This window comes from Polyangiaceae bacterium, from assembly GCA_015075635.1.
GTDB lineage: Bacteria > Myxococcota_A > Polyangia > Polyangiales > Polyangiaceae > JADJKB01.
Genome location: JABTUA010000001.1, coordinates 3,328,381 through 3,349,117, shown reverse-complemented (window position 1 = coordinate 3,349,117; position 20,737 = coordinate 3,328,381). Strand labels below are relative to the sequence as shown.

The following is a 20,737-nucleotide window of genomic DNA, read 5'->3' as shown; positions in this document are numbered from 1 at the left end:
GGCGCGGATGCGCCGCTTCCAGATCGACGCCGAGCTCTCGGGAGAGCGCGTCGACAAGCTCCTCGCCCGGCTCTTGCCCGGCACCTCCCGCGCGACGATCCAGCGCTGGATCGGCGAGGGCCGCGTTCGCATCGACGGTCGTCCGTGTCGCGCGCGGGACACTCCAGGCGAGGGCAGCACGGTCGAGGTCGAGCCGGGGCCGCCGCCACCCTCCGAGGCGCTGCCGGATCCGAGCGTGCCGTACCGGGTCGTGTTCGAGGACGCGCACCTGATCGTGGTCGACAAGCCGGCAGGCGTGGTCGTGCACCCCGCCCGCGGCCACCGCGACGGCACCTTGGTGAGCGGCCTTCTGTCCCGGGAGGGCTTCGGCGGCGCGCCGGCGGATCCCCGGGACCCCGCTGGACCGCTCCGGCCTGGGATCGTGCACCGCATCGACAAGGACACGAGCGGCATCCTGGTCGTGGCCAAAGACGAGGCCACCCGCGAGGGGCTCAAGGCGCAGCTCGCGCGCCACGACGTCGAGCGCGAGTACCGCGCGCTGACCCTGGGAGTGCCCCGGGCGGGGCGCGTCGAGACCCTCCACGGCCGCGATCCCAAGAGCCGCCTGCGCTTCACCACCCGGGTGCGCGAGGGTCGTCGCGCAGTGACTTTGGTTTCGGTGCTGGAAGTGCTCTCCGGGGGGCGAGCAGCCCTCGTGGCGTGTCGCTTGGAGACGGGGCGCACGCATCAGATCCGCGTCCACCTGGCGGAGCAGACGAAGACCCCCATCCTGGCCGACGCGCTCTACGGGCGGCGCTCGCAGGACCCCGAGCTTCGCGCGGTGGAGCTCGCGCTCGGCCGCCAGGCGCTGCACGCGGCGCTGCTCGGCTTCGTCCACCCGGTGAGCGGAGCCACGCTGCGCTTCGAGTCGCCGCTGCCGGAAGACATGCAGCGCGCGCTCGAGCGACTCCGGGCGCTCGGCTAGGGCGAAACCGCTGCCTCTGCGCCGTCGCGCATGAGGCGAGGGAAGCGCCTGCGCAGGACCGCCAGCGCCACGAAGCCCACGACCACCGCCCACCACAGCGTCGCGAAGCGGATCAGGATCATGGCGCTGGTCGCGGCGCTGTGAGGCACTCGCGCCAGCCGCACCAGCTGCTCTTGGATCATGGCTTCGGCGACGCCCAACCCACCGGGCACCGGGATGACCGCGCCGGCGAGCGTTGCGGTGGCGTAGAAGAACATCGCGAGCGGGGCCGGCACGTCCACGCCGAAGCCGCGCACCAGTAGGTAGAGGGCGACGCCTTCACCGCCCCAGCCGAGCACCGACAAGAAGCTCGGCCAGAGCAGCGCGCCGGGGCTCGCGACGATGCGCAGGCTGTCGAACGCTTCCCGCAGCTTCGGTGCGGCGCTCGCGAGGCGGCCCGGTCGCCGCTCGAGGAAGGCGAGCAGCGCTTCACCCGGCGCGCGCCAGAGCACGAACACGAGGCCGCACGCCACCGCCGCCGAGCCGATACCCGCCCACAAGAGCCCGCCGGAGAAGCCCAGGCTGCCGATCACGATCAGCGCGATCACCCCGATCACGTCGGTCAAGCGCTCCGCGACCACGATGGGTGCCGTGCGCGCCGCTGCGACGCCGTGGGTCTCCGCCAGCACCGCGCTCTTGAATACCTCGCCGACCTTGCCGGGCGTCACCGTGAGCACGAACCCCGAGAGGAACACCAGCAGGCTGTCGAGCTTGGGGATGCCGCGGATCTCGAGGCGGGCCAGGTAGTACTCCCACTTCAAGAAGCGGAGCCCGTAGTTGGCCGAAGCGAGCCCGAGCGCGAGCGCAAACGCGCTCCAGCGGAAGCTCTGGAGCGACGCGCGAATGTCGCGATAGCCGGCCCAGGCCACGAACACGCCGTAGACCGCGACGCCGAGCAGCATCGCGATCACCAGCTTTCGCAAGAAGCCCTTCATCGCCGGCGGCGCCGCCTCCGAAGGAGCGCGAAGTAGACGAGCCCGAGCAGGACGATGCTCGCTCCCAGGACGCCGATCCCCCAGGCCGGCCAGGCGTACTTTCCCCGCGCGAGGCCCGGCGGCGGGCGCTCCACGACGATCCGGCTCGTCTGAGCCGGCGCCGCGCCCGCGTCGGTGACCTCGGTCTGCACGTCGTGCCGGCTACCACGCAAAAAGCTGCCGGGGCAACCCCGGGCTGGGGCGTCCGTTTGGAGGGACGCGAGGGGTGCATCCCATGTATGCTCGCCGCCTTCGACCTTGGCCGCCGGCTGCACCCGACAGTGACCGAATCCCAACCGCGCCCCTCCGACGCCGAGCTTCTCGAGAGCTGCGCCAAGGCGTGCCGGCGCCTGACCGGGGAGGTCGCTCGCGTGGTCGTCGGTCAGGACCAGGTCGTCGAGGCCATGCTCATCACCCTGCTCGCGCGGGGCCACGCGCTCCTGGTCGGCGTGCCCGGGTTGGCCAAGACCCTGCTCGTCGCCAGCGTCGCGCGGGCGCTCTCGCTGAGCTTCGGCCGCGTGCAGTTCACGCCCGATCTGTTGCCGGCGGACATCACCGGCACCGATGTCTTGAACGAGGTCGAGGTCGGCGGGGCGGTCCGGCGCGAGGTCCGCTTCATGGCCGGCCCGATCTTCAAGCACCTGGTCTTGGCGGACGAGATCAACCGCACGCCCCCCAAGACGCAGGCGGCGCTGCTCCAGGCGATGCAGGAGCGCAACGTGACCGTGGGTGGCACCACGCACCCGCTCCCCGATCCCTTCCAGGTGTTCGCGACACAGAACCCCATCGAGCAGGAGGGCACGTATCCGCTGCCCGAGGCGCAACTCGACCGCTTCCTGCTCGAGGTGCACGTGGACTACCCGAGCGAGGTCGAGGAGCGCGAGATCGCGCGGCGCACGACCTCCGGCGCCATGCCCGAGGTCGAGGTGGTGCTCGGCGTCGAGGAGATCCGCGCGCTCGGCGCTCTGGTTCCGCGCATCCCGGTCACGGACGAAGCCGTGGACCTGGCGGTTCGCCTCGCGCGGGCCACGCGCCCCGACGGACCGGACGCGCCGGAGGCGGTGCGCTCCTACGTGCGCTTCGGAGCGGGCCCGCGCGGCAGCCAGGCGCTCGTGCTCGCCGCCAAAGCCCGGGCGGCCCTCCGCGGCGAGCCGGCAGCGGACGTGGACGACGTCGTCGCGCTCACGCTCCCCGCGCTGCGCCACCGCATGGTGCTGTCGTATCGTGCCGACGCCGACCGGGTGCGGGACGCGGACGTGCTCGCCGCAGTGAAGAAGAAGCTGGGGATTTGAATCGACCTTCGCTGTCTTGGGACGGGAGGGCGCGAGCGTGAAACCCGAGTCCTTCTACCTGGCGCGAAAGACCGCCTGTCGCTTGGCCGAGAAGGCCGCCAGCCCCTCCTTCGCGTCCTCGGACGCGCACAGCTCGGCGGCGAGCTCGCGCTCGAGGGCGAGCCCTTGCTCGATGGGCAAATCCAGAGCGGCCTGCACCGCGCGTTTGATGCGGCCGACGGCGAGCGAGGCCTTCTCGGGAGGCGTGAACTTGTGCGCGTAGTCGCGGACTCTCTGCTGGAACGACTCCACGCCGTCCGTCTCCCAGAGGTAGTGGAGCAGCCCCCAGTCGAGGCTCTGCTCGAGCGAGAAGTCCTCGCCTTCGATCAGGATCTGCATCGCCCGCGACCCGCCGACCAAGCGGGTGAGTCGCTGGGTGCCGCCCGTCACCGGCAGGGAGCCGAGCTTGACGTCGGGCAGGCTCAGCTTGAACGGCCCCTGGCGAGCGATGCGAATGTCGCAGGCCAGCGCGAGCTCGAAGCCTCCTCCGGTCGCATGCCCGTTCAAGGCCGCGATGCACAGCTTGGGCGTCTCCTCCAGGCGTCGCAGCGTCTCGCTCGCGTGGAGGGCCAGGTAATACTTGAAGGTCGAGTCGGTCTCCCGGAGCATGTCGACGTCTGCGCCGCTGCAGAAGAAGCGGTCCCCGGAGCCCGTCAGCACGATGACGTGGATGTCGGGATCGAAGCGAGCCTCGACGATCGCGTCGTCGAGCTCCTTCATCATCTCGTGGGTGTAAGCGTTGGTGGGTGGGTCGTCGAGCGTGAGCAGCGCGACGCCATGGTCCGTTTTGTAGCCGACCAGGTTGCTCATGATCTTCGAGCCTCGCCAACGGACCTTAGCGCGATTTTCGTGGGGACGAGAGCGCCGGTCGTGCGGCCCCGCGGCCCGGGGGTTTGCCTGGCTTCAACTCGGAGAACTTCGCGCTATGCTGCGGCTCGACCCCTCCCAGGCCGACCGTGGATCACGAAAACCTCAAGCGCAGCATCAAGCAGCTGATCATCGACGAGCTGGACCTCCGGGATCGCACTCTGGACGACATCGAGGACGAGGCCCCGCTGTTCGGTAGCGGGCTCGGCCTGGATTCCCTCGATGCGCTGCAGTTGGCCATGGCCATCGAGGAGCGCTTCGGCGTCCGGCTCCCGGAAGGCGAAGCGGCGCGGCCGGTCTTTGCCTCGGTGGCGGCGCTGGCGCGCGAGGTCGAGCGGATGCGATCGGCCTGAGCATGGCGAACCGGGCCGAGCGCGTCGCGGTCACGGGCGTCGGGATGGTCTCCGCCCTGGGCAGCGACGCGCGCACGACGTTCGCGCGTCTGTGCGCTGGGGAGTCCGGGATCGCGCCGGTGAAGGCCTTCGACGCGACCGGACAACGCTCCACCCTGGCGGCAGAGGTGCCGCGCTTCGACGACAGCTTCGTCCCGAGTGGCGAGGAAGACCTCTGGTCGCGTAGCGACCGAATGGCGGTGGCGGCTGCGCGGGAGGCGCTGTCCCACGCAGGGCTGAGCGAAGCTGGTGCGGGGCTGTGTCTCGCCGTCGGTGGCACCACCGGTGGAATGCTGGAGGCCGAGCGTCTTCTGGTCGAGAGGTCGGAGCTCTTGCCCGAGCGAGCGGTGCGGCGCCTGTTGTCCTATCCGTTGTCGACCTCGCTCGAGCGTCTGGCGGAGAGCCTGGGCGCTCGTGGGCACTCGGCGTCGGTGTGCAGCGCCTGCTCGAGCGGCGCCAACGCCGTGCTCCTCGGCGCGAGCTGGATCGAGAGCGGCCGCGCAGCGCGGGTCTTGGCCGGAGGTACCGACGCCCTGTGTCGGCTGACCTTCAGCGGGTTCAACGCGCTCGGGGTGATGTCCCCCGAGCCGTGCCGGCCCTTCGACGCCGAGCGGGCCGGTCTCACGCTCGGCGAAGGTGCGGCGTTTCTGTTGCTCGAGTCCGAAGAGAGCGCGCGGGCCCGCGGCACACCCGTCCTGGCTTGGCTCGACGGCTGGGCCGTGGCCTCGGAGGCCCATCACATCACCCACCCCGAGCCATCCGGCGCCACGGCGTCCCGCCTGCTGACGAGCGCGCTCGCGCGGGCGGGCCTCGGGCCGGCGGACCTGGACTACGTCAACGCGCACGGAACGGCGACGCTTCAGAACGACGCCGCCGAGGCTCGGGCGTTGGCCGGCGCTCTCGGCCCCGAGCTCTCGCGGATCCGCGTCTCGTCGTCCAAGGGACAAGTGGGGCACACCCTGGGCGCTGCGGGTGCCCTCGAGGCGGGCTTCGCGGCGCTCGCCGTCGCAGAGGGGCTCGCGCCGCCGACGGGAGGGCTCCGCACCCCGGACCCCTCGCTCGGGCTCCGCCACGTGATCGGGAGCGCCGAGGCTCTGCCGATCCGCGCTGCGCTGTCGAGCTCGTTCGGCTTCGGCGGAACCGGGACCGTGCTCGTGTTCTCGGAGCCACAGCGGGCACGCGCTCCGCGATCTCGCCGCGCGACGCCGCTCTCGGTGCTGTCCGTGACCACGCTCTCGGGTGGACGAGCGCTGCCAGATGCCGAGGCCGCACGGGTCACGTCGCTCGCGAGCACGCTCGAGCCGCTGCTCGAGCACCTGGACCCAACGCGCTCGCGACGTTTCGATCGGGCATCGGCCCTGGTGACGCTCGGGGCCTCCGCCGTCGTCTCGCGCTTGGGAGACGCGCCCGGCCAGGTGGGCTTGGTCACCGGCTCGGCGTACGGCAACGTGGAGCGTTCAGTGGAGTTCTTGCGCCGGGTCTTCGAGCGTGGTCCACGCTTCGCGAGCCCCGCGGACTTCCCGCACCTGGTGCCCTCGGCGCCGGGTGGCAACGCGGCCATCTACCTGGGCCTGCGGGGGCCGGTGCTCGCCGTCGCGGATCTGGCGACCTCGGCCGAGGCCGCGCTGTGCGGCGCTCTCGCGTTGCTCGAGGACGGCCAGGCCGACGCGATGGTCGCAGGCGCGGCCGAAGCCCACGACGAGGTCGTCGAACGCCTGCTCGCGCCCCTGTACCGCGACGGCCTGGACGGCAGCGTGCGACGCGGTGAGGGCGCGAGCTTCGTGCTGGTGTCCCGCCACGGCTCCCCTTCGGACGTGCGCGTGCGCTTCTGGGCGGACGCGGCGCGACCAGAGGAGCTGCCGCCGCCGTCGGGCGCGCGAGCGCGGGTATTCAGCCCCGCGGGCGAGGCAAACGCTCAGTTCGTGGGGGCTTCGAGCTGGCGGGACGTCCCCGCGGAGGCGCCGAGCTGGCCGGGAGTCCCGGCCGAAGCGCGCGGCGGGTTCGGACTGGCCCGCGCGGTGGCCGCGCTTCATGCCGGCGAAGCGGACGAGACACTCTGGGTCTCGGTGGGGCGCCTTCGCGCCTACGCGTTCGTCTTCGCGCGAGGCGCGGCGAGCCCATGAGCGCGCTGGTCGTCGCCTTCGGTGCGATCTCCGCTCTCGGTGTCGGCTCCGCCGCTTTCGATCCCGGGAAGTTGGGCGAGCCTGCGCCGTTCGCGGTGCGTCGTGACCCCGAGCTCGCAGCTGCCGGCCTCGCCAAACCTTTTGCGGCGCGGGCGGCCGAGCTCGGCCCCGAGGCCGGGACGGATCGTGCCGCGGCGCTGCTCGAGGTGGCGATGGACCAGCTGCTCGTCGAGCTCGAGCAGCGGATGCCCGACTTTCGCCAGCTTCGCATCGGCCTGGCCGTCGGCACTTCGGGGGGCGGAATGTCGAGCTTCCAGGAGCTGGTCGCCCGCGTGGACAGCGGCCGCGAAATCGAGCGCGAGCTCGCCCGGAGCTCCGCTTATTTCGGCCCGCTCCGGCGGATCACGAGCCGACTCGGAGCGCCGCCGGAGCTCCGCACGCAGCTGCTCGCGGCCTGTGCTTCATCGACCTTTGCCATCGGGCATGCGCTCAGCTGGCTCGCCCTGGACGTTGCCGATCTGGTGATCGCCGGCGGCTACGACGCCCTGTCGTCGTTCATCGCCGCGGGCTTCGAGTGCCTGGGCGCCACCAGCGCTCGCCCCGCGCCGTTCCGCAGCGCGCGCGACGGGCTCGCGCTCGGTGAGGGGGCTGCTCTCTTGGCGCTCTGCCGGAGCGCGCACGCGCCGCTGGGAGGCGTGCTCGGATTTGGGGCCAGCAGCGACGCGCAGCACGTCACGGCGCCCGATCGCACCGGAGCCGGGCTCGCTGCCGCCGCGCGGCTCGCGCTCGCCGATGCGGGGCTCGACGCCGCGGCCATCGGCCTGGTGAGCGCGCACGGAACGGGGACCTCGTACAACGACGCCGCGGAGGCCAAGGCCATCGAGGCCGTGCTGGGCCCGAGCGCTCCGCGCGTGGTGGTGCACGCCTTCAAGGCCAGCATCGGGCACACGCTGGGCGCGGCGGGGGCGCTCGAGTCGCTGAGCGCCATCACTGCGCTCGAACGCGATCTGGCTCCCGCGACCTCCGGCAGCGGCGAGCGTGAGCCGGCGCTCACTGCGCGCCTGCTCGACCGCGCGGAGTCCGGTCCCGCTGCTGCATGTCTGAAGCTGTCGAGCGCCTTCGGCGGTGCCAACGCGGCGCTGGTGCTGTCGGCGCCCGGCGCTCCGAGCGAGGCGCGAGCGCACCCGGTCGCGCGGCCCGTGTGTCTGCTCGGGGTGGGGTCGGTGATCGAAGACGTCGATCCGGCCGAGCTCCGCGGGCGTGTCCTCACCGATCCAATCAAGCTCGCGCGCATGGATCCGCTGTCGCTGTCGTGCGTCGCGGCAGCGCTGAGCGTGCGTCGGCTCGTGGACTTGCCGGAGGCTTCCGCCGTCGTGGTCGGAAGCGCCGCCGCGACGCTGGAGATCGACGCGGACTTCGAGCGACGGCGCCTGACGCGCGGCGCGGAGCCGCGCAGGTTTCCGGCGACGTCGCCCAACCTGTGCGCGGGGGAGTGCACGATCGCTCTGGGCCTTCGCGGGCCATCGTTCAGCGTCGGGGCGGGACCCGCCGCCGCGGTCGAGGCGCTGCTCGTGGCGCACGACTGGGTGAGCGCGGGCAGGGTGGAGCGAGCGGTCGTGATAGCGGCGGAGCACGTGGTCGCCGTGGTGCCAGCGCTCTGGCGGGCAGCGGAGTGGCCAGTTCCCGCCCACGGGGCCATGGCGGTCGTGCTCGGGTCGGGTGAGGGGCAAGCGCTCTGCCGCGCACGCCTGGCCGCTCAGCTCGGCGCCGCGGACGCTGCTCGGGGCGCCCTCGGGGGCGAGGCGCCCGGCTGGCCGTCGCTCCGCCGGGCCCTGGCCGAAGCGCGCGCGTGAGCGGGAAGAGCTTGCCGGAGCCGGTGGCGTTTGGCAGTGTGCCCCCGGAATGCGCCCGGCCACGCCGAGCGTTGCCCCGAGCAACCTCTCCATGCGTTTCTCCGCCCCTTCCCGCTTCGCCGCCTTGCTGATCCCCCTGGCCCTGGCTGGCTGCGGCGGGGCCACCATTCCGAACACGGACGTCGAAGACACCGACGCCAACCGGAAGGTCATCAATTTCTGCGAGGAGTACCGGCGCGCGGTCGAGCAGAAGAAGATCGGTCGGCTGCTGCAGCTGGCCGACCCGAGCTACTACGAAGACGGGGGCAACACCGACGCCACGGATGACCTCGACTACGCCGGCCTACGCGCGCACCTCGAGGACCGCTTCTCCAAGACCAAGGGGATCCGCTACGAGATCCGCTATCGGCGTGTGGGGAAAGGTCGGAAAGAGATCGTCATGGTCGATTACACCTACAGCGCCAGCTACAAGATCCCGACGGACGCCGGGGATGTCTGGCGCCACGTGGTCGCGGACAACCGCCTCGAGCTGGTTCCGTCGGGGGACACCTTCAAGATCGTCTCCGGCATGTAGATCTTGACACATTGCGTCAGCGTGGAAGTTGGTGCGTGGTCGCTCCGTCCATCAGATTATGGATGAGCTCGATCTCGTCTCGGGCCCAGCGGAAGTACCGTCAGCATGAAAAAGCCCACCGTGGCATTCGTCGGGACGGGGGGAGCGGCGCGCGGCATCGCGCACCTCGGGGTGCTCAAGGCCTGTGAAGAGCTCGGCATCCGTCCGAGCATCTTCGTGGGGGCGAGCGCGGGAGCCATCGTCGCAGCGACCTACGGGCAGGGGATCCCGCTCGACGTCCTGCTCGATGGCTACCGGTTGCCGTGGAAGCGGCGTCACGACGGCCCGCGCTTCCACATGGACGCGTTCTTCGGGCTGCCGACGCTGAAGCAGCTGTTCGATCCCGGCTACCTCACGAGCGGCGTCTTCTCGCTCGACAAGCTCGAGCGCTATCTGCGCCGGCACCTCCCGGTCAACGACTTCCGCAAGGTCGAGAACCGCCTGATCGTCACCTCGGTGGACATCGATCGTGCCGAGCGCGTCCTGTTCGGCAAGGGCTACGACTCCGAGACCCCGATCAGTCGCGCCGTCGCCGCGTCCTGCGCGGTGCCCGGGCTCTTCCGGCCCTACGAGATCAACGGTCGCTACCACCTCGATGGCGAGATCGCTCGTACCCTCTCCGCGGACGTGGCGGTCGAGGCAGGCGCCGACATCGTCATCGTGTCGAACATCTACCGGCCCGCAGAGGGCGAGCGCTTGCACCGGAGCCTGGCGCGTCGCGGCCCGCTCTCCGTCATGAACCAGTCGCTCAACATCATGTTGACGGAGAAGGAGCGGCGCGGCATCGACCTCTACACCCACGTCCACCCGCGCTGCACGTTCATCGACATCGCGCCGGACATCGGGCGTTTCGGTTACCTGAATCGCTTCGCGGCTCGATCGCTCGTGCTGCGTGGCTACCGCGCCGCGCTACGGATGCTGGCGTCGGCGAAGGAGCGCGGGGTATTCGAGCTGCCGCGCATGGGCGCGCGGCTGAACTGACCCGCGGCTTGCTCGCTCAGGGCAGCGTGAACTCCTCGGCCATGTCCACGATCGCGTAGCGATTGCCCTTGGGACGAAGCACGAACACGATCTCGTCGCCGAACAGCCGCGTCTTGCCGCTGCGCGGGGCGGCAATGGGCACGCGCACCACGACGTCGTCGCCCTGCGCGACCACCCCAAGCGCCCGCGGCGGGCGCAGCGCGGCGAGGTCGGCGGCGCGGTACGTCTCCACCTCGCCGTCTCGAAAGACCGCGCTGCCGGCCAAAGAGGCGTAGTCGAGTCGTGACAGCCTCAGCTGCCAGTACTGCCGAGCCTTTTGGCGCCCGGCCATCGCCCCGGCGCTGAGCCAAGCCTCTTCGGAGATGAACGGCTCGAGCTCGCCGTACGAGCCTTGACTGACTGCGCGGAAGAATCCGCGCACCACCTCGCGCGCCGCTTCGGGGTCTTGGGGTGCGCGCAGCACGACGACGCCCTGCTCCGTGTGCGCGGCGCTGGTCGGAGCGGGGGGCTCGGGTGCCGGGTCGACGGCGATACCCGCCGCGCGACGCGGCTCGTTGCCGAGCGCGCTCGCCGTCTCGAGCGATGCGGATCGGCCGGAGGCACAAGCGCCTTGAACGAGCACGACGCCGAGCCCGAGCGCTCGCCTATATCGGTTCCACGACTGGGTCATCCGTCCGCGTGAGCGTGACGATGCTCGGGCTGTCGACCGGCGTCCAGCCTGGCGGAACGAAGTCGAGCTCCGACGCGATCAGGGTGAAATGGGTGCTCTCGATGGCGGGGATCCGGAGGTGCATGCGGCTCTCCGCGCCGAGCAGCTCCTCGATGTCGTAGCGCCCACGCAGCACCCGGTAGGCCATTCCGCCGTTGCGGTGCAGGGCCACCATCTGCTCGCCGTTGGTCACAAGGGTGTCCCCGGAGTTCTGGCCGTGCCCCTCTTCGGCAGACAGTCGATCGACCAGCGCGATGCAGGAACGCAGCGCCGCCGCCACGTGCTCGGTGGGGACGTGCCCGTCGTTGAGCTGGCCGGCGTCGTGCAGGAACGAGAGGAACAGGTGGAAAAACAGCTCGCTGTCGGTGTCCCCGCGCACGTTTCTGCGCAAAAATTCCGGCAAAGACTCGAGCAAGCGGTCCCGCAGCCGATCGAAGCCCTGGACGGTGCCGGTCTGCGCGAGCAGCCAGGAGCGGTAGCGGAACGGATGCGTGTTCTCGGTGCGCAGGGCCCCCACGGTGGCGCGGCGCACATGTCCCACGAGCACGTCGGTGCGCAGGCCCTGAGCCGCCTCCGCCATCTCGATCACCGGACGATCGTCGATGGGGCGGCGCCTGAGCAGCACCTCACCGGACTGGTAGAAGCCGATGCCCCAACCCAGCGGCTCGCCGGGGCCAGTCCGCACGGTGAGCGCCCCCGAGTGCAGCTCGAGCACTCGGGCGCCCAGGTCTGCGCGATTGCCGATGAACCCGAACATCCTTGCCATCGTGCGCTCCGACCGACTCTCTTCCTCCAAGCATGGGGTGTCTCCGGGCAGTTGTCACACATTCGTTGCGCCGCCGGCCAGTAGGCCGGTAGGGGCCCGCAAATTCGTCTCGCGCGCGGCCACGCGCTAACTCTTGGGGGCGATGGACCGCGCGACCTTCCTCGAAAGACTCCTGTGCGTGATGGATCAGAAACACCACTGGGCTTGGTCCGGCTTCACCCAGGGACTGGTCCCGAGAGACCGCCTGCACGTTCACCTGGAACAGGAGTACGCCACCTACGTCCGGGACTTTCCGGTGCTGGTCGCGCGCGCATACGTTGCGTGTCCCATCCCCGCGGCGCGCCGCGAGCTGATCGAGAACGTGTACGAGGAGGAGACCGGAGGACTCCATGCCGGGCGTCCACACCCCGAGCTGTTCCTCGAGTACCCGCGCGGGCTCGGCATGGCGCTCGCCCGTTTCGACCACGTCGAGCTTCTACCGGGCGCGGCCCGCTACCGAGCGCTCCTGGATCACGTGACCCTCACCGAAGGCTGGGACGCGGCAGCCGCCGTGACCACGATCTTCGTCGAGGGCACCGCGTACGAGCGCGGCGAGCTCGACCCCGCTCGGCCCCGCCGCCCCGAGCCGCCCCTCGAGCAACATCCCCTCGTGCTGCACTACGGGCTGCCGCTCCAGAGCCTCGCGCTCACCAAAGCCCATCGCTCGGTCGAGGGCTCGCACCGCGCGGCGGCCTGGCGGGTGGTCCTGGACCACGTGGAAGCCGAGCGCCGTCTCGCGGTGGTCGAGACGATGCAGCGGGTGCTCCAGGCGTGGCAGGGGTACCGCGATGACGTGGCTGCCGCGGTGGGCCTCAGGCGCGGGCCGGACGGGCGTCCCACCCTGGCCCACGCTGCCTGACCGGTGGTAGCCTCCGCGCCCAAGATGCTGCCTCGTCTCTTCGGCCCGTTCGCGTCGCGCTTGCTCCTGGCATCGGTTGGGGCCACGGCCCTCGCGTGCACCGCGGTCTACCCGGAGGTCGCGACGCCGGCGCGCGCGGTCCCGGCGGGGCAGACGTTGACCCCGCCGCCGCCGGATGACCTGTTCTTCATCCGCATCCAGGGCGCGACGATCCCCGAGACGACCCGGGACGGCCGCAAGTGGGACGCGGTCGGGGGCTCGGCGCCCGATCCGTTCGTCAAGGTGCTGGCCGGGGACAAGGAGCTGTTCCGGACGCCGACGCAGCCGAACACGCTGACGCCGACCTGGCCGGACGGGCCGCGGGCAAACTACCGAATCCCAAAGGGGACCAGCGTCCGCCTGGAGCTCTGGGACAGCAACCCGATCAACAACCACCCGATCTGCGTCAAGCTCATCCGTGCGTTCGCCGAGGAGGCGCGGCGGGGTGTCATCGACCTCGAGTGCGACAGCGGCGCGAAGCTGTCGATGATCGCGGAGCCAGCCCACGCCCGGATTGGCCTGGGCATGCGCTACGAGTTTCGCTCCCAGAGCATCTTCGTGACACGAGTCGCGCTCGAGTCACCGGCTGCGCGCACGGGCTTGCGGGGCGGCGATCAGGTCATACGTATCCAGGGTAAAGAGGTGAAGACCCTGGACGAGGCAGAAGCGCGCAGCTTGGTCAACGCGAACTCGCCGGCAGGCGTCACTCTCACCGTGAAGAAGCCCGACGGCTCGACCCTCGACCTGACCTTGAAGGACGGCCCCATCTACCCGATGCTCGACGACGACATTCCCCTGGAGTGAGCCTTGATGCCGACTGCCGCCGAAGCTGCCCGGACCGGCGCTCTGGTCGTCGATGAAGCCGAGCGCGGCACGTTGGCGGTCACGGGGCGGGACCGGCTGACCTGGTTGAACGGCATCGTCACTTGTGACGTCTCGAAGGTCGCGCCCGGTCGAGGCGCGCTCGGGCTGATCCTGAGCAAGGCGGGCAAAGTCATGAGCGACCTCCACATCGTCGCTGACGCCGAGCGCGTCTACCTCTCGGTCGCGCCCGGCAAACACGGCGAGTTGCTCGAGTACTTCGACCGCATGCTCGTGATGGAGGACGCCGAGATCAGCGATCGGACGGCGACCCACACCTGGCTCGGCCTGCACGGACCGCGAGCCGGCGAGGCCGCCGAGGTGGCTGCGGCTCGAACGGCCGGAGCAGCAGGCAGCATCGACTGGACCGGGCTCGGCGGCGCGGCGCTCGTGGTCGAGCGAGGGCGGCGGGGCGACGCGCTGGAGGCCATGCACGCGCGCGGCCTTCCGCTGGTGCTCGGGACCGCCGAAGATTGGCAGCTCTTGCGCTTGGAGCGCGGAGTCGCTCGGTACGGCGTGGACTACGGCCTCGACGACAACCCGCACGAAGCGGCGCTGGATCAGCGGGCGGTCGCCTGGAACAAGGGCTGCTACCTGGGACAGGAGGTCGTGTGCATGCAAGGCATGCGCGGCAAGGTGAAGCGCCGGCTGGTGTCGCTGACCCTCGGCGGCCCCGACGTTCCGGCACGCGGGGTCCCCGTCGTGAAGGTCGGAGACGACACCGCCGTCGGGGAGGTCACGGACGCACGCTGGAGCGAGCGCCTGTCGCTGGTAGTCGCGCTGGCTCGCGTCCAGGGCGCTGCGCTGGAGGAACACGTGCCGCTCACCGTCGGGGCGGTGCCGGCCAGCGTGGTGGAGCGGCCGGAGCCTTGAGAGTCGCGGCCTGTCAGCCCCTGTTGTAGCGTGCGGTCGATGGCCTCGAAGAAGCCGGCGCAGGCACCCGAAGCGACCCGCGCCCGACGCAGCAAGAGCGGCTATCGGGTCGCCGACGACGTGCTCGGGCTGGTGGGCGCGACACCTCTCTTGCGCCTGGGGCGGGTGAGCCCGGAGGGCGGGGCGACGGTGTGGGCCAAGTGCGAGCTCTCGAACCCGGCGGGCAGCGTCAAGGATCGGCCGGCGCTCGGCATGGTGCTCGGAGCCGAACGGAGCGGGAAGCTCTCACCGGGCGCGACGCTGATCGAGGCGACCAGCGGCAACACCGGGATCAGCCTGGCGATGATCGCCGCGGTGCGAGGCTACCGCTGCGTGCTCGTGATGCCGGAGGACATGAGCCTGGAGCGCCGCTACATCCTGCGCGCCTACGGCGCCGAAATCGTGCTCACCCCCGCCCTCGACGGCATGGGCGGCGCGGTGCAGCGAGCGCAGGCGCTCCTGGAAGAGACGCCCGGCGCGTTCATGCCCAGTCAGTTCGACAACCCCGACAACCCGGCGAGCCACGCCGCGACGACGGCTCAGGAAATCCTGGAGCAGACCGAAGGCGACATCGCGGCGTTCGTGGCCGGAGTCGGCACTGGAGGCACCATCAGCGGCGTCGGGCGAGCGCTCAAGGCCGAACGGCGCTCGGTGAAGGTGATCGCGGTCGAGCCGCAGTCGAGCGCGGTCCTGAGCGGCAAGCCGCCTGGGATGCACGGGATCCAGGGTCTCGGCGCGGGCTTCGTGCCGGAGATCCTCGATCGCAGCGTGATCGATCAGATCGTCGCCGTGAGTGACGTGGCGGCCGATCGCATGGCGCGGCGCATCGCGCGCGAGGAGGGTCTCTTGGTGGGGCCCAGCTCCGGCGCCAACGTCCACGCGGCCTGCGAGGTCGCCCAGGCGCTGGGCAAGGGCAACGTGGTGACCATCCTGTGCGACTCGGGCGAGCGCTACCTGTTCTGACCCGCGTCAGCGCCCCTTGAACTCGGGCGCACGCCTCTGCGCCCACGCCATCACGCCCTCCAGCATGTCGTTCGAGGCGAGCAGACCGAGCTGACCCGTGCGTTCTCGCATCAGCGCCTCGTCGATGCTTCCGCGGAAACTCTCGCGCACCGCCGCACGGATCTGCGCCAGTGCGAGCGGGGGACCCGCGGCGAGCGCTTCGGCCAGGCTCTTGGCGGTCGAGCTCAGGGCGTCGGGCTCCACCAAGCGGTTGCACAGGCCGAGCTCGGCCGCGAGCTTCGCCTCGATCTTCTCACCCAGGAGCAGGTACTCGAGCGCTCGACCCACGCCGATCAGCCGCGGCAGCCAGAACGTCCCGCCGCCGTCCGGCATCAGCCCGATCTTGACGAACTTCTCCTGCAGGTACGCCCGGGTCGAGAGCACCCTGAGGTCGCACGCCAGCGCCAGATCGGCGCCGAATCCCACCGCAGCTCCGTCCACCTGAGCAACGAACGGCTTCTTGGAGTGGACGATGGCACGGATCAGCGTGTGGAACTCGTCGATGCGGGTCTCCATGCTGAGCTCGGCCAACTCCGCCATCCCGGCTTTGAGGTCCGCACCCGAGCAGAAGGCCGCGCCGGCACCCGTGAGCACGACGGCGCGGATCTCCTCCTCGGCCTCGACCTCCGCGAGCGCGCGCCCGAGCTCGAGCACGAGCTCCCGGCTCAGCGCGTTCTTCGTGCCGGGGCGGTTCAGGGTGAGGGTCGCGACGGCTCCGCTCCGTTCGACGAGAAGCACGGGTTCCATGGCCGAGGAGCTTAGCCGGGGTTGCCCGAAGCTCCGCCGTGAATTACCACCCGGCCAGCATGGGTCGCCCCTTCGACGTTCCAGAGAAGCTGCCGCTGGTCGAGCAGCGCGGTCAGACCTTTCCGAGCCTGGTCGCGCTCATGCAGCGCCTGCTCTCGCCGGAGGGCTGCCCCTGGGACCGCGAGCAGGACTTCTCGTCCTTGCGTCGCTACGTGCTCGAAGAGGCGTGCGAGGTCATCGACGCCATCGAGGCGAACGACCACGAGCAGCTGTCCGAGGAGCTCGGCGACCTGGCGTTGCAGGTCGTGTTCCTGAGCGAGCTCGGCCGGCGCGTGGGCAGCTTCGGTCCCGACGACGTGGTCAGGGGCGTGGTCGAGAAGCTGGTGCGCCGGCACCCTCACGTGTTCGAGAACGTCGAGGTCAGCGGCGCCGAAGAGGTGCTCCGGAACTGGGAGACCATCAAGGCCAACGAGAAGCAGGGCAGGGGCATCCTGGACGGAGTGCCGCGCTCTCTGCCGGCCCTGCACCGCGCCCAGCGCATGAGCGAGAAGGTGAGCCGCGTCGGCTTCGACTGGCCCGACCCCTCGGGGTCACGGGCGAAGGTCGGCGAGGAGGTCGGAGAGCTGGACGAGGCCATCGCCAGCGGTGACCCGGCGCGCATCGAGCACGAGCTCGGGGACCTGTTGTTTGCGCTGGTGAACCTCGCGCGCCACCAGCAGATCGACGCGGAGACCGCGCTCCGAAAGTCGGCGGATCGCTTCCGCGAGCGCTTTGCGCACGTGGAGTCGCGTGTGCGCGCGGCCCACGGCGGCTGGCCCCAGGGCGAGGACGGAAAGCCCGGGCCCGGGCTGCCCTTGGCCGAGCTCGACGGGTACTGGGAAGAGGCCAAGCGAGGCGGAGCGTGAGCGAGGCGAGCGAGCTCGCCGCCCGCGCGCGGGGCGGAGTGACGGGCGCCCGCGGGCCCGAAGACATCCACGCGGTCGCGCGGCTTCCCGGGGAGTGGCAGCGTTTGTTCGCGGAGCTCGGCGAGCGTGAATACCGCGCCGGCCAGGTCTTCCGGGCCATCCACGGGCGCGGCGTGCTCGACCCGGCCGAAATGACCGATCTGCCGGCGGCGCTGCGTACGCGCCTCGCCGAGAGTGGGTTCACGCCGCCAGCGACGGTGGCAGAGGTGCATCGCTCCGCGGACGGCACTCGAAAGCTCGTGCTCGAGTTGGCCGGTGGTGCGCGCGTCGAGTGCGTGCTGATCCCGATGACCAAGTCCGGCGCCGACGAGGTCGACGCGGACGTGGGGGCGGCCGTCGAGGACGAAGGCGACGAGCCGGAGAGCGCGGGCGACGAGCCGAAGCAGCGCGTCACGCTCTGCGTGTCCACCCAGTTCGGCTGCGCCATGGGCTGCGTGTTCTGCGCCAGCGGACAGGCCGGTCTGGTGCGCGGGCTGGGGGCAGCGGAGATCGTCGCGCAGGTGCTGATCGCGCGGCGTTACCTCGAAGCCAACGAGTACCTGAGGAACCTGGTGTTCATGGGCATGGGCGAGCCGCTGCACCACTACGAAGAGACCGCGCGCGCCATTCGCTTGCTCGGCCACAAGGACGGCTTGAACATGGGCCCGCGCCGCATCACGGTGAGCACGGTGGGCCTCCCGCCGGGGATCCGGCGCTTGGGTGAGGACTTCGACGGCAAGGTCGGTCTCGCAGTCTCTCTTCACGCCCCCGACGACGAGACCCGCGGGCGCATCGTGCCGATGAATCGTCGCTATCCGCTCGCGGAGCTGCTCGACGCGCTACGCCGCTACCCGCTGCCCAAGCGTCGTCGCATGACCATCGAGTACACCCTGATCGAAGGTGTCAACGACTCCGTCGGGCACGCGCGCGCGCTGGTGCAGACGCTGCGTGGGCTGCGCGTCAAGGTGAACCTGATCCCGATGAACTCGATCACGGCCTCGGACCTCGGAGCCTCGCCCAAGGCCCGGGTCGAGGCGTTCCGCGGCGAGCTGACCCGGGCCGGGCTGTCGTGTTTCCTGCGCACGCGTCGCGGCGACGACGTCTCGGCAGCGTGCGGGCAGCTCGCGCTCTCGTCCGAGCTGGTCCGAGAACGGCGCCGCCCGACCTGAGGGCAACAGGCAGCAGATCGGGCCCCCGGGCCGGGTCCCACACGTGCCCACAGGTTCTAAGCCGGCGCGGATCCCACTATGCTCGCGGCATGTCCGACGAGCCGAGCATCGAAGCCGCGCGCGCCTGGATCGCCCAAGACCCCGATCCCGAGACGCGCGCCGAGCTCGAAGCGCTGATCGCCGCGGGCAACCAGGCGGAGCTCCGCGAGCGGATGCTCGCGCCGCTCGAGTTTGGCACCGCGGGCCTGCGCGGCGTGGTGGGAGCGGGCCTCTCCCGTATGAATCGCGCGGTGGTCATCCGCGCCACCCGAGGGCTCGCCGACTACCTCTTGGCTCGGCACCCGGACGCGCGCGCGCTGCCGGTAGTCGTCGGCTACGACGGACGCTTGTCGAGCCGCCAATTTGCCGAGGACACGCTCGGCGTGCTGGTCGCCGCGGGGATCCCGGTGCGCTTCTTCGACCAGCCGGTGCCCACGCCGCTGGTTGCGTACGCCGCGCGCCAGCTCTCGGCCACCGCCGCGATCGTGATCACCGCCAGCCACAACCCGCCGGAGTACAACGGGTACAAGGTCTACGCGGCGAACGCCGCGCAGATCGTCCCGCCGGTGGACGTCGAGATCTCCGAGCGCATCGCGGCCGTGCCGAGCGCCAAGGACGTGCCGCTCGAAGCCGGGGTGCTGAGCGGCTCGCACCCCCGCGCCGAGAGGGTGCCGGACTCGTTCTTCGATCGCTACCTGGCCGAAGTGGACGCCGTGCGGCCGCGGGTCGAGCGCGACCAGCAGCTCTGCATCGTCTACACGCCCATGCACGGGGTGGGCTGGCGCTACGTCAAGGAGACGTTCGCGCGCGCCGGCTACCCCAACGTGCACGTGGTCGAGGCACAGGCCGAGCCGGACGGGCGCTTCCCCAGCGTCCACTTTCCGAACCCCGAGGAGCCCGGCGCGCTCGATTTGGCCACGGCGCTCGCGACCGAGAAGAAGGCGGATCTGATCCTGGCCAACGATCCGGACGCAGATCGGCTGGCGGTGTGCATCCCGACGGCCACCGGGCGCTTCCGTCAGCTCACTGGCAACCAGGTTGGCCTGCTCCTCGGCGACTTCCTGCTCGAGCACGCGCTCCGAGCGCCGCGGGCGTTGGTCGGCTCGAGCATCGTTTCGTCGCCGATGCTCGGCGCCATCGCCGAGCACTACGGGGCGCGCTTCGAGCAGACCCTCACCGGGTTCAAGTGGATCTGGAACGCCGCCCTGGATCTGGAGGCTCAGGAAGGCGTGCGCTTCGCATTCGGCTACGAGGAGGCGCTCGGCTACTCGGTCGGCCGGGTGGTTCGCGACAAGGACGGCGTCAGCGCGGCGCTCCTGCTCGCCGATCTGGCGGCGCACGAGCAGCGCGAGGGGCGCGGCCTCGGCGAGCGGCTCGAGCGTCTGTATCGCCGGCACGGTCTCTGGGTCAGCGTGCAGAAGAGCATCACGCGCGCAGGGAGCGAAGGCTTGGCCGAGATCGAGCGCGCGATGCAGCTCGTCAGCGAGAAGCCCCCGGAACGCCTGGGCAACGAACGCGTGAGCCGCGTCACGGACTTCCGCAGCGGCGCCGAGGCGCGGCCCCGCTGGTTGCCGGCGACCAGCCTGATCGCACTCGAGCTCGAGGGCGGCGCCCGCGTGCTGGTGCGCCCGAGCGGCACCGAGCCCAAGCTCAAGATCTACGTCGATCTCTCGGTCCCCTTGGGGGAGGGCGAGCGGATGAGCGTCAAAGAGGAAGAAGCCACGCGGGTCGCGCAGGCGCTCGCGGCTGAGGTTGCGGCCCTAGTCGGCCTTGGATGAGAGGAAGCGGAGGATTCATGCGCAAGCTGATCGGATTTCTGTCGTTCTCGGCGGTGATGCTCGGAGGGAGCGCCGCCTTCGCCCAGACCCAGCCCTTCGGCACGTCGGGCACCATGGCATTTGGCGCCGAGCGCCTGTTCGCGTTCTACCGGCAGACCATCGACTACGAAGCCCCGAACGGGGACGAGGACGAGGTGGATCACTCCGGCCTCGGCTTCGGCTGGGGGGCGGTCTCCTATCCGTTCAACGTGCCCCGCCTGGGCTTCGACTACTTCGTCATCGACTCCCTCAGCATCGGCGGCGCGCTCGGCTACGCGGATTTCGATGACGACGACAACGGGCAGGGCGGTGACGCTTTCATCCTGGCGCCGCGGGTCGGCTACTTCATCGGATTCACGGAGGTGTTCGGCTTCTGGCCGCGCGGCGGCTTCACCTATCACAGCGCGGATCCAGACGGCGACCGTAACGACCACTCGGGGTTCGCGCTGACGCTGGAGGCGATGTTCACGATCTCGCCCGCAGAACACTTCGCGTTCCTGCTCGGCCCCACCTTCGACATCGACTTCATGGGCGAGCGGGAGTGCGGCGGCCCGAACAACGAAGAGGACTGCAAGTGGCGCTATCGTTCGTTCGGCCTGCAGGTTGGGCTGATGGGCTATTTCTGAGCCGAGGCGAAGACGAGAAGGAGCGCCACGGCGCCAAGAAGAACGCCACGGGAGCCAGCGGATCTTCTTCA

Annotated in this window: 21 protein-coding genes; 15 read left to right on the top strand and 6 right to left on the bottom strand. The window is 70.7% G+C overall.

Going from position 1 to position 20,737, the window contains the following annotated elements:
- Positions 1-7: 7 nt before the first annotated feature.
- On the top strand, positions 8-964 hold the full coding sequence (locus HS104_15250) for an RluA family pseudouridine synthase (protein ID MBE7481323.1): 957 nt from the start codon (positions 8-10) through the stop codon (positions 962-964).
- Here the strand turns inward: HS104_15250 and HS104_15245 are convergent.
- Both HS104_15245 and HS104_15240 read right to left on the bottom strand, forming a co-directional pair.
- Positions 961-1,938, bottom strand: a complete 978-nt coding sequence (locus tag HS104_15245) for a flippase-like domain-containing protein (GenBank protein ID MBE7481322.1) — start codon at positions 1,936-1,938, stop codon at positions 961-963. The two genes, HS104_15250 and HS104_15245, sit on opposite strands and share 4 nt — an antisense overlap.
- Entirely contained in the window at positions 1,935-2,129 is a 195-nt protein-coding gene (locus HS104_15240) for a hypothetical protein (protein MBE7481321.1), read from the bottom strand. The genes HS104_15245 and HS104_15240 overlap by 4 nt, the downstream gene beginning before the upstream one ends.
- Positions 2,130-2,216: 87 nt before the next feature.
- Between HS104_15240 and HS104_15235 the strand changes: the two genes are divergently transcribed.
- Positions 2,217-3,269 carry an AAA family ATPase gene (locus HS104_15235; protein ID MBE7481320.1) on the top strand — a complete coding sequence of 351 codons (1,053 nt, stop codon included), beginning with the start codon at positions 2,217-2,219 and terminating at the stop codon, positions 3,267-3,269.
- Between the two features lie 54 nt (positions 3,270-3,323).
- On the opposite strand, the gene HS104_15230 is transcribed toward HS104_15235, so the two are convergent.
- The gene (locus tag HS104_15230; protein MBE7481319.1) at positions 3,324-4,118 is read right to left on the bottom strand and encodes an enoyl-CoA hydratase/isomerase family protein; all 795 of its coding nucleotides are present in this window, start codon (positions 4,116-4,118) and stop codon (positions 3,324-3,326) included.
- 146 nt (positions 4,119-4,264) lie between these two features.
- Here HS104_15230 and HS104_15225 point away from each other — a divergent pair, with 146 nt between their 5' ends.
- From HS104_15225 to HS104_15205, 5 genes are all read left to right on the top strand, one after another.
- On the top strand, positions 4,265-4,528 hold the full coding sequence (locus tag HS104_15225; protein ID MBE7481318.1) for a hypothetical protein: 264 nt from the start codon (positions 4,265-4,267) through the stop codon (positions 4,526-4,528).
- A 2-nt stretch (positions 4,529-4,530) separates the two neighbouring features.
- A complete protein-coding gene (locus tag HS104_15220) occupies positions 4,531-6,690 on the top strand; it encodes a beta-ketoacyl synthase chain length factor (protein MBE7481317.1) in 2,160 nt (719 codons plus the stop codon).
- Entirely contained in the window at positions 6,687-8,543 is a 1,857-nt protein-coding gene (locus tag HS104_15215; protein ID MBE7481316.1) for a 3-oxoacyl-ACP synthase, read from the top strand. Before HS104_15220 ends, HS104_15215 begins: the two co-directional genes overlap by 4 nt.
- A gap of 91 nt (positions 8,544-8,634) precedes the next feature.
- The gene (locus HS104_15210) at positions 8,635-9,117 is read left to right on the top strand and encodes a hypothetical protein (GenBank protein MBE7481315.1); all 483 of its coding nucleotides are present in this window, start codon (positions 8,635-8,637) and stop codon (positions 9,115-9,117) included.
- Between the two features lie 105 nt (positions 9,118-9,222).
- Positions 9,223-10,137, top strand: a complete 915-nt coding sequence (locus HS104_15205) for a patatin-like phospholipase family protein (GenBank protein MBE7481314.1) — start codon at positions 9,223-9,225, stop codon at positions 10,135-10,137.
- A gap of 16 nt (positions 10,138-10,153) precedes the next feature.
- Here the strand turns inward: HS104_15205 and HS104_15200 are convergent, their stop codons facing one another.
- The gene (locus tag HS104_15200; GenBank protein MBE7481313.1) at positions 10,154-10,807 is read right to left on the bottom strand and encodes a hypothetical protein; all 654 of its coding nucleotides are present in this window, start codon (positions 10,805-10,807) and stop codon (positions 10,154-10,156) included.
- Positions 10,782-11,612 carry a class II glutamine amidotransferase gene (locus HS104_15195; GenBank protein MBE7481312.1) on the bottom strand — a complete coding sequence of 277 codons (831 nt, stop codon included), beginning with the start codon at positions 11,610-11,612 and terminating at the stop codon, positions 10,782-10,784. The genes HS104_15200 and HS104_15195 overlap by 26 nt, the downstream gene beginning before the upstream one ends.
- Positions 11,613-11,754: 142 nt before the next feature.
- Between HS104_15195 and HS104_15190 the strand changes: the two genes are divergently transcribed.
- From HS104_15190 to cysK, 4 genes are read left to right on the top strand one after another with little or no spacing between them, the layout of a single operon-like run.
- Positions 11,755-12,510: an iron-containing redox enzyme family protein gene (locus tag HS104_15190; GenBank protein ID MBE7481311.1), complete on the top strand. Its 756-nt coding sequence runs from the start codon at positions 11,755-11,757 to the stop codon at positions 12,508-12,510.
- Between the two features lie 24 nt (positions 12,511-12,534).
- Positions 12,535-13,353: a PDZ domain-containing protein gene (locus HS104_15185; protein MBE7481310.1), complete on the top strand. Its 819-nt coding sequence runs from the start codon at positions 12,535-12,537 to the stop codon at positions 13,351-13,353.
- 3 nt (positions 13,354-13,356) lie between these two features.
- The gene (locus tag HS104_15180) at positions 13,357-14,283 is read left to right on the top strand and encodes a folate-binding protein YgfZ (protein ID MBE7481309.1); all 927 of its coding nucleotides are present in this window, start codon (positions 13,357-13,359) and stop codon (positions 14,281-14,283) included.
- 39 nt (positions 14,284-14,322) lie between these two features.
- Positions 14,323-15,285 (top strand): cysteine synthase A, encoded by a 963-nt coding sequence (gene cysK / locus HS104_15175; protein MBE7481308.1) that lies wholly within the window; start codon positions 14,323-14,325, stop codon positions 15,283-15,285.
- 6 nt (positions 15,286-15,291) lie between these two features.
- Here cysK and HS104_15170 read toward each other — a convergent pair whose 3' ends face one another.
- Positions 15,292-16,071, bottom strand: a complete 780-nt coding sequence (locus HS104_15170) for an enoyl-CoA hydratase/isomerase family protein (GenBank protein MBE7481307.1) — start codon at positions 16,069-16,071, stop codon at positions 15,292-15,294.
- A gap of 59 nt (positions 16,072-16,130) precedes the next feature.
- Here HS104_15170 and mazG point away from each other — a divergent pair, with 59 nt between their 5' ends.
- The 4 genes from mazG to HS104_15150 all read left to right on the top strand — a co-directional run bounded on the left by mazG (position 16,131) and on the right by HS104_15150 (position 20,666).
- The gene (mazG, locus tag HS104_15165) at positions 16,131-16,976 is read left to right on the top strand and encodes a nucleoside triphosphate pyrophosphohydrolase (protein MBE7481306.1); all 846 of its coding nucleotides are present in this window, start codon (positions 16,131-16,133) and stop codon (positions 16,974-16,976) included.
- 65 nt (positions 16,977-17,041) lie between these two features.
- A complete protein-coding gene (rlmN, locus tag HS104_15160; protein MBE7481305.1) occupies positions 17,042-18,184 on the top strand; it encodes a 23S rRNA (adenine(2503)-C(2))-methyltransferase RlmN in 1,143 nt (380 codons plus the stop codon).
- An 89-nt stretch (positions 18,185-18,273) separates the two neighbouring features.
- Positions 18,274-20,001, top strand: coding sequence for a phospho-sugar mutase (locus HS104_15155; protein MBE7481304.1), 1,728 nt, complete (start codon positions 18,274-18,276; stop codon positions 19,999-20,001).
- 17 nt (positions 20,002-20,018) lie between these two features.
- Positions 20,019-20,666: a hypothetical protein gene (locus tag HS104_15150; protein MBE7481303.1), complete on the top strand. Its 648-nt coding sequence runs from the start codon at positions 20,019-20,021 to the stop codon at positions 20,664-20,666.
- The last annotated feature ends 71 nt before the right edge of the window (positions 20,667-20,737 follow it).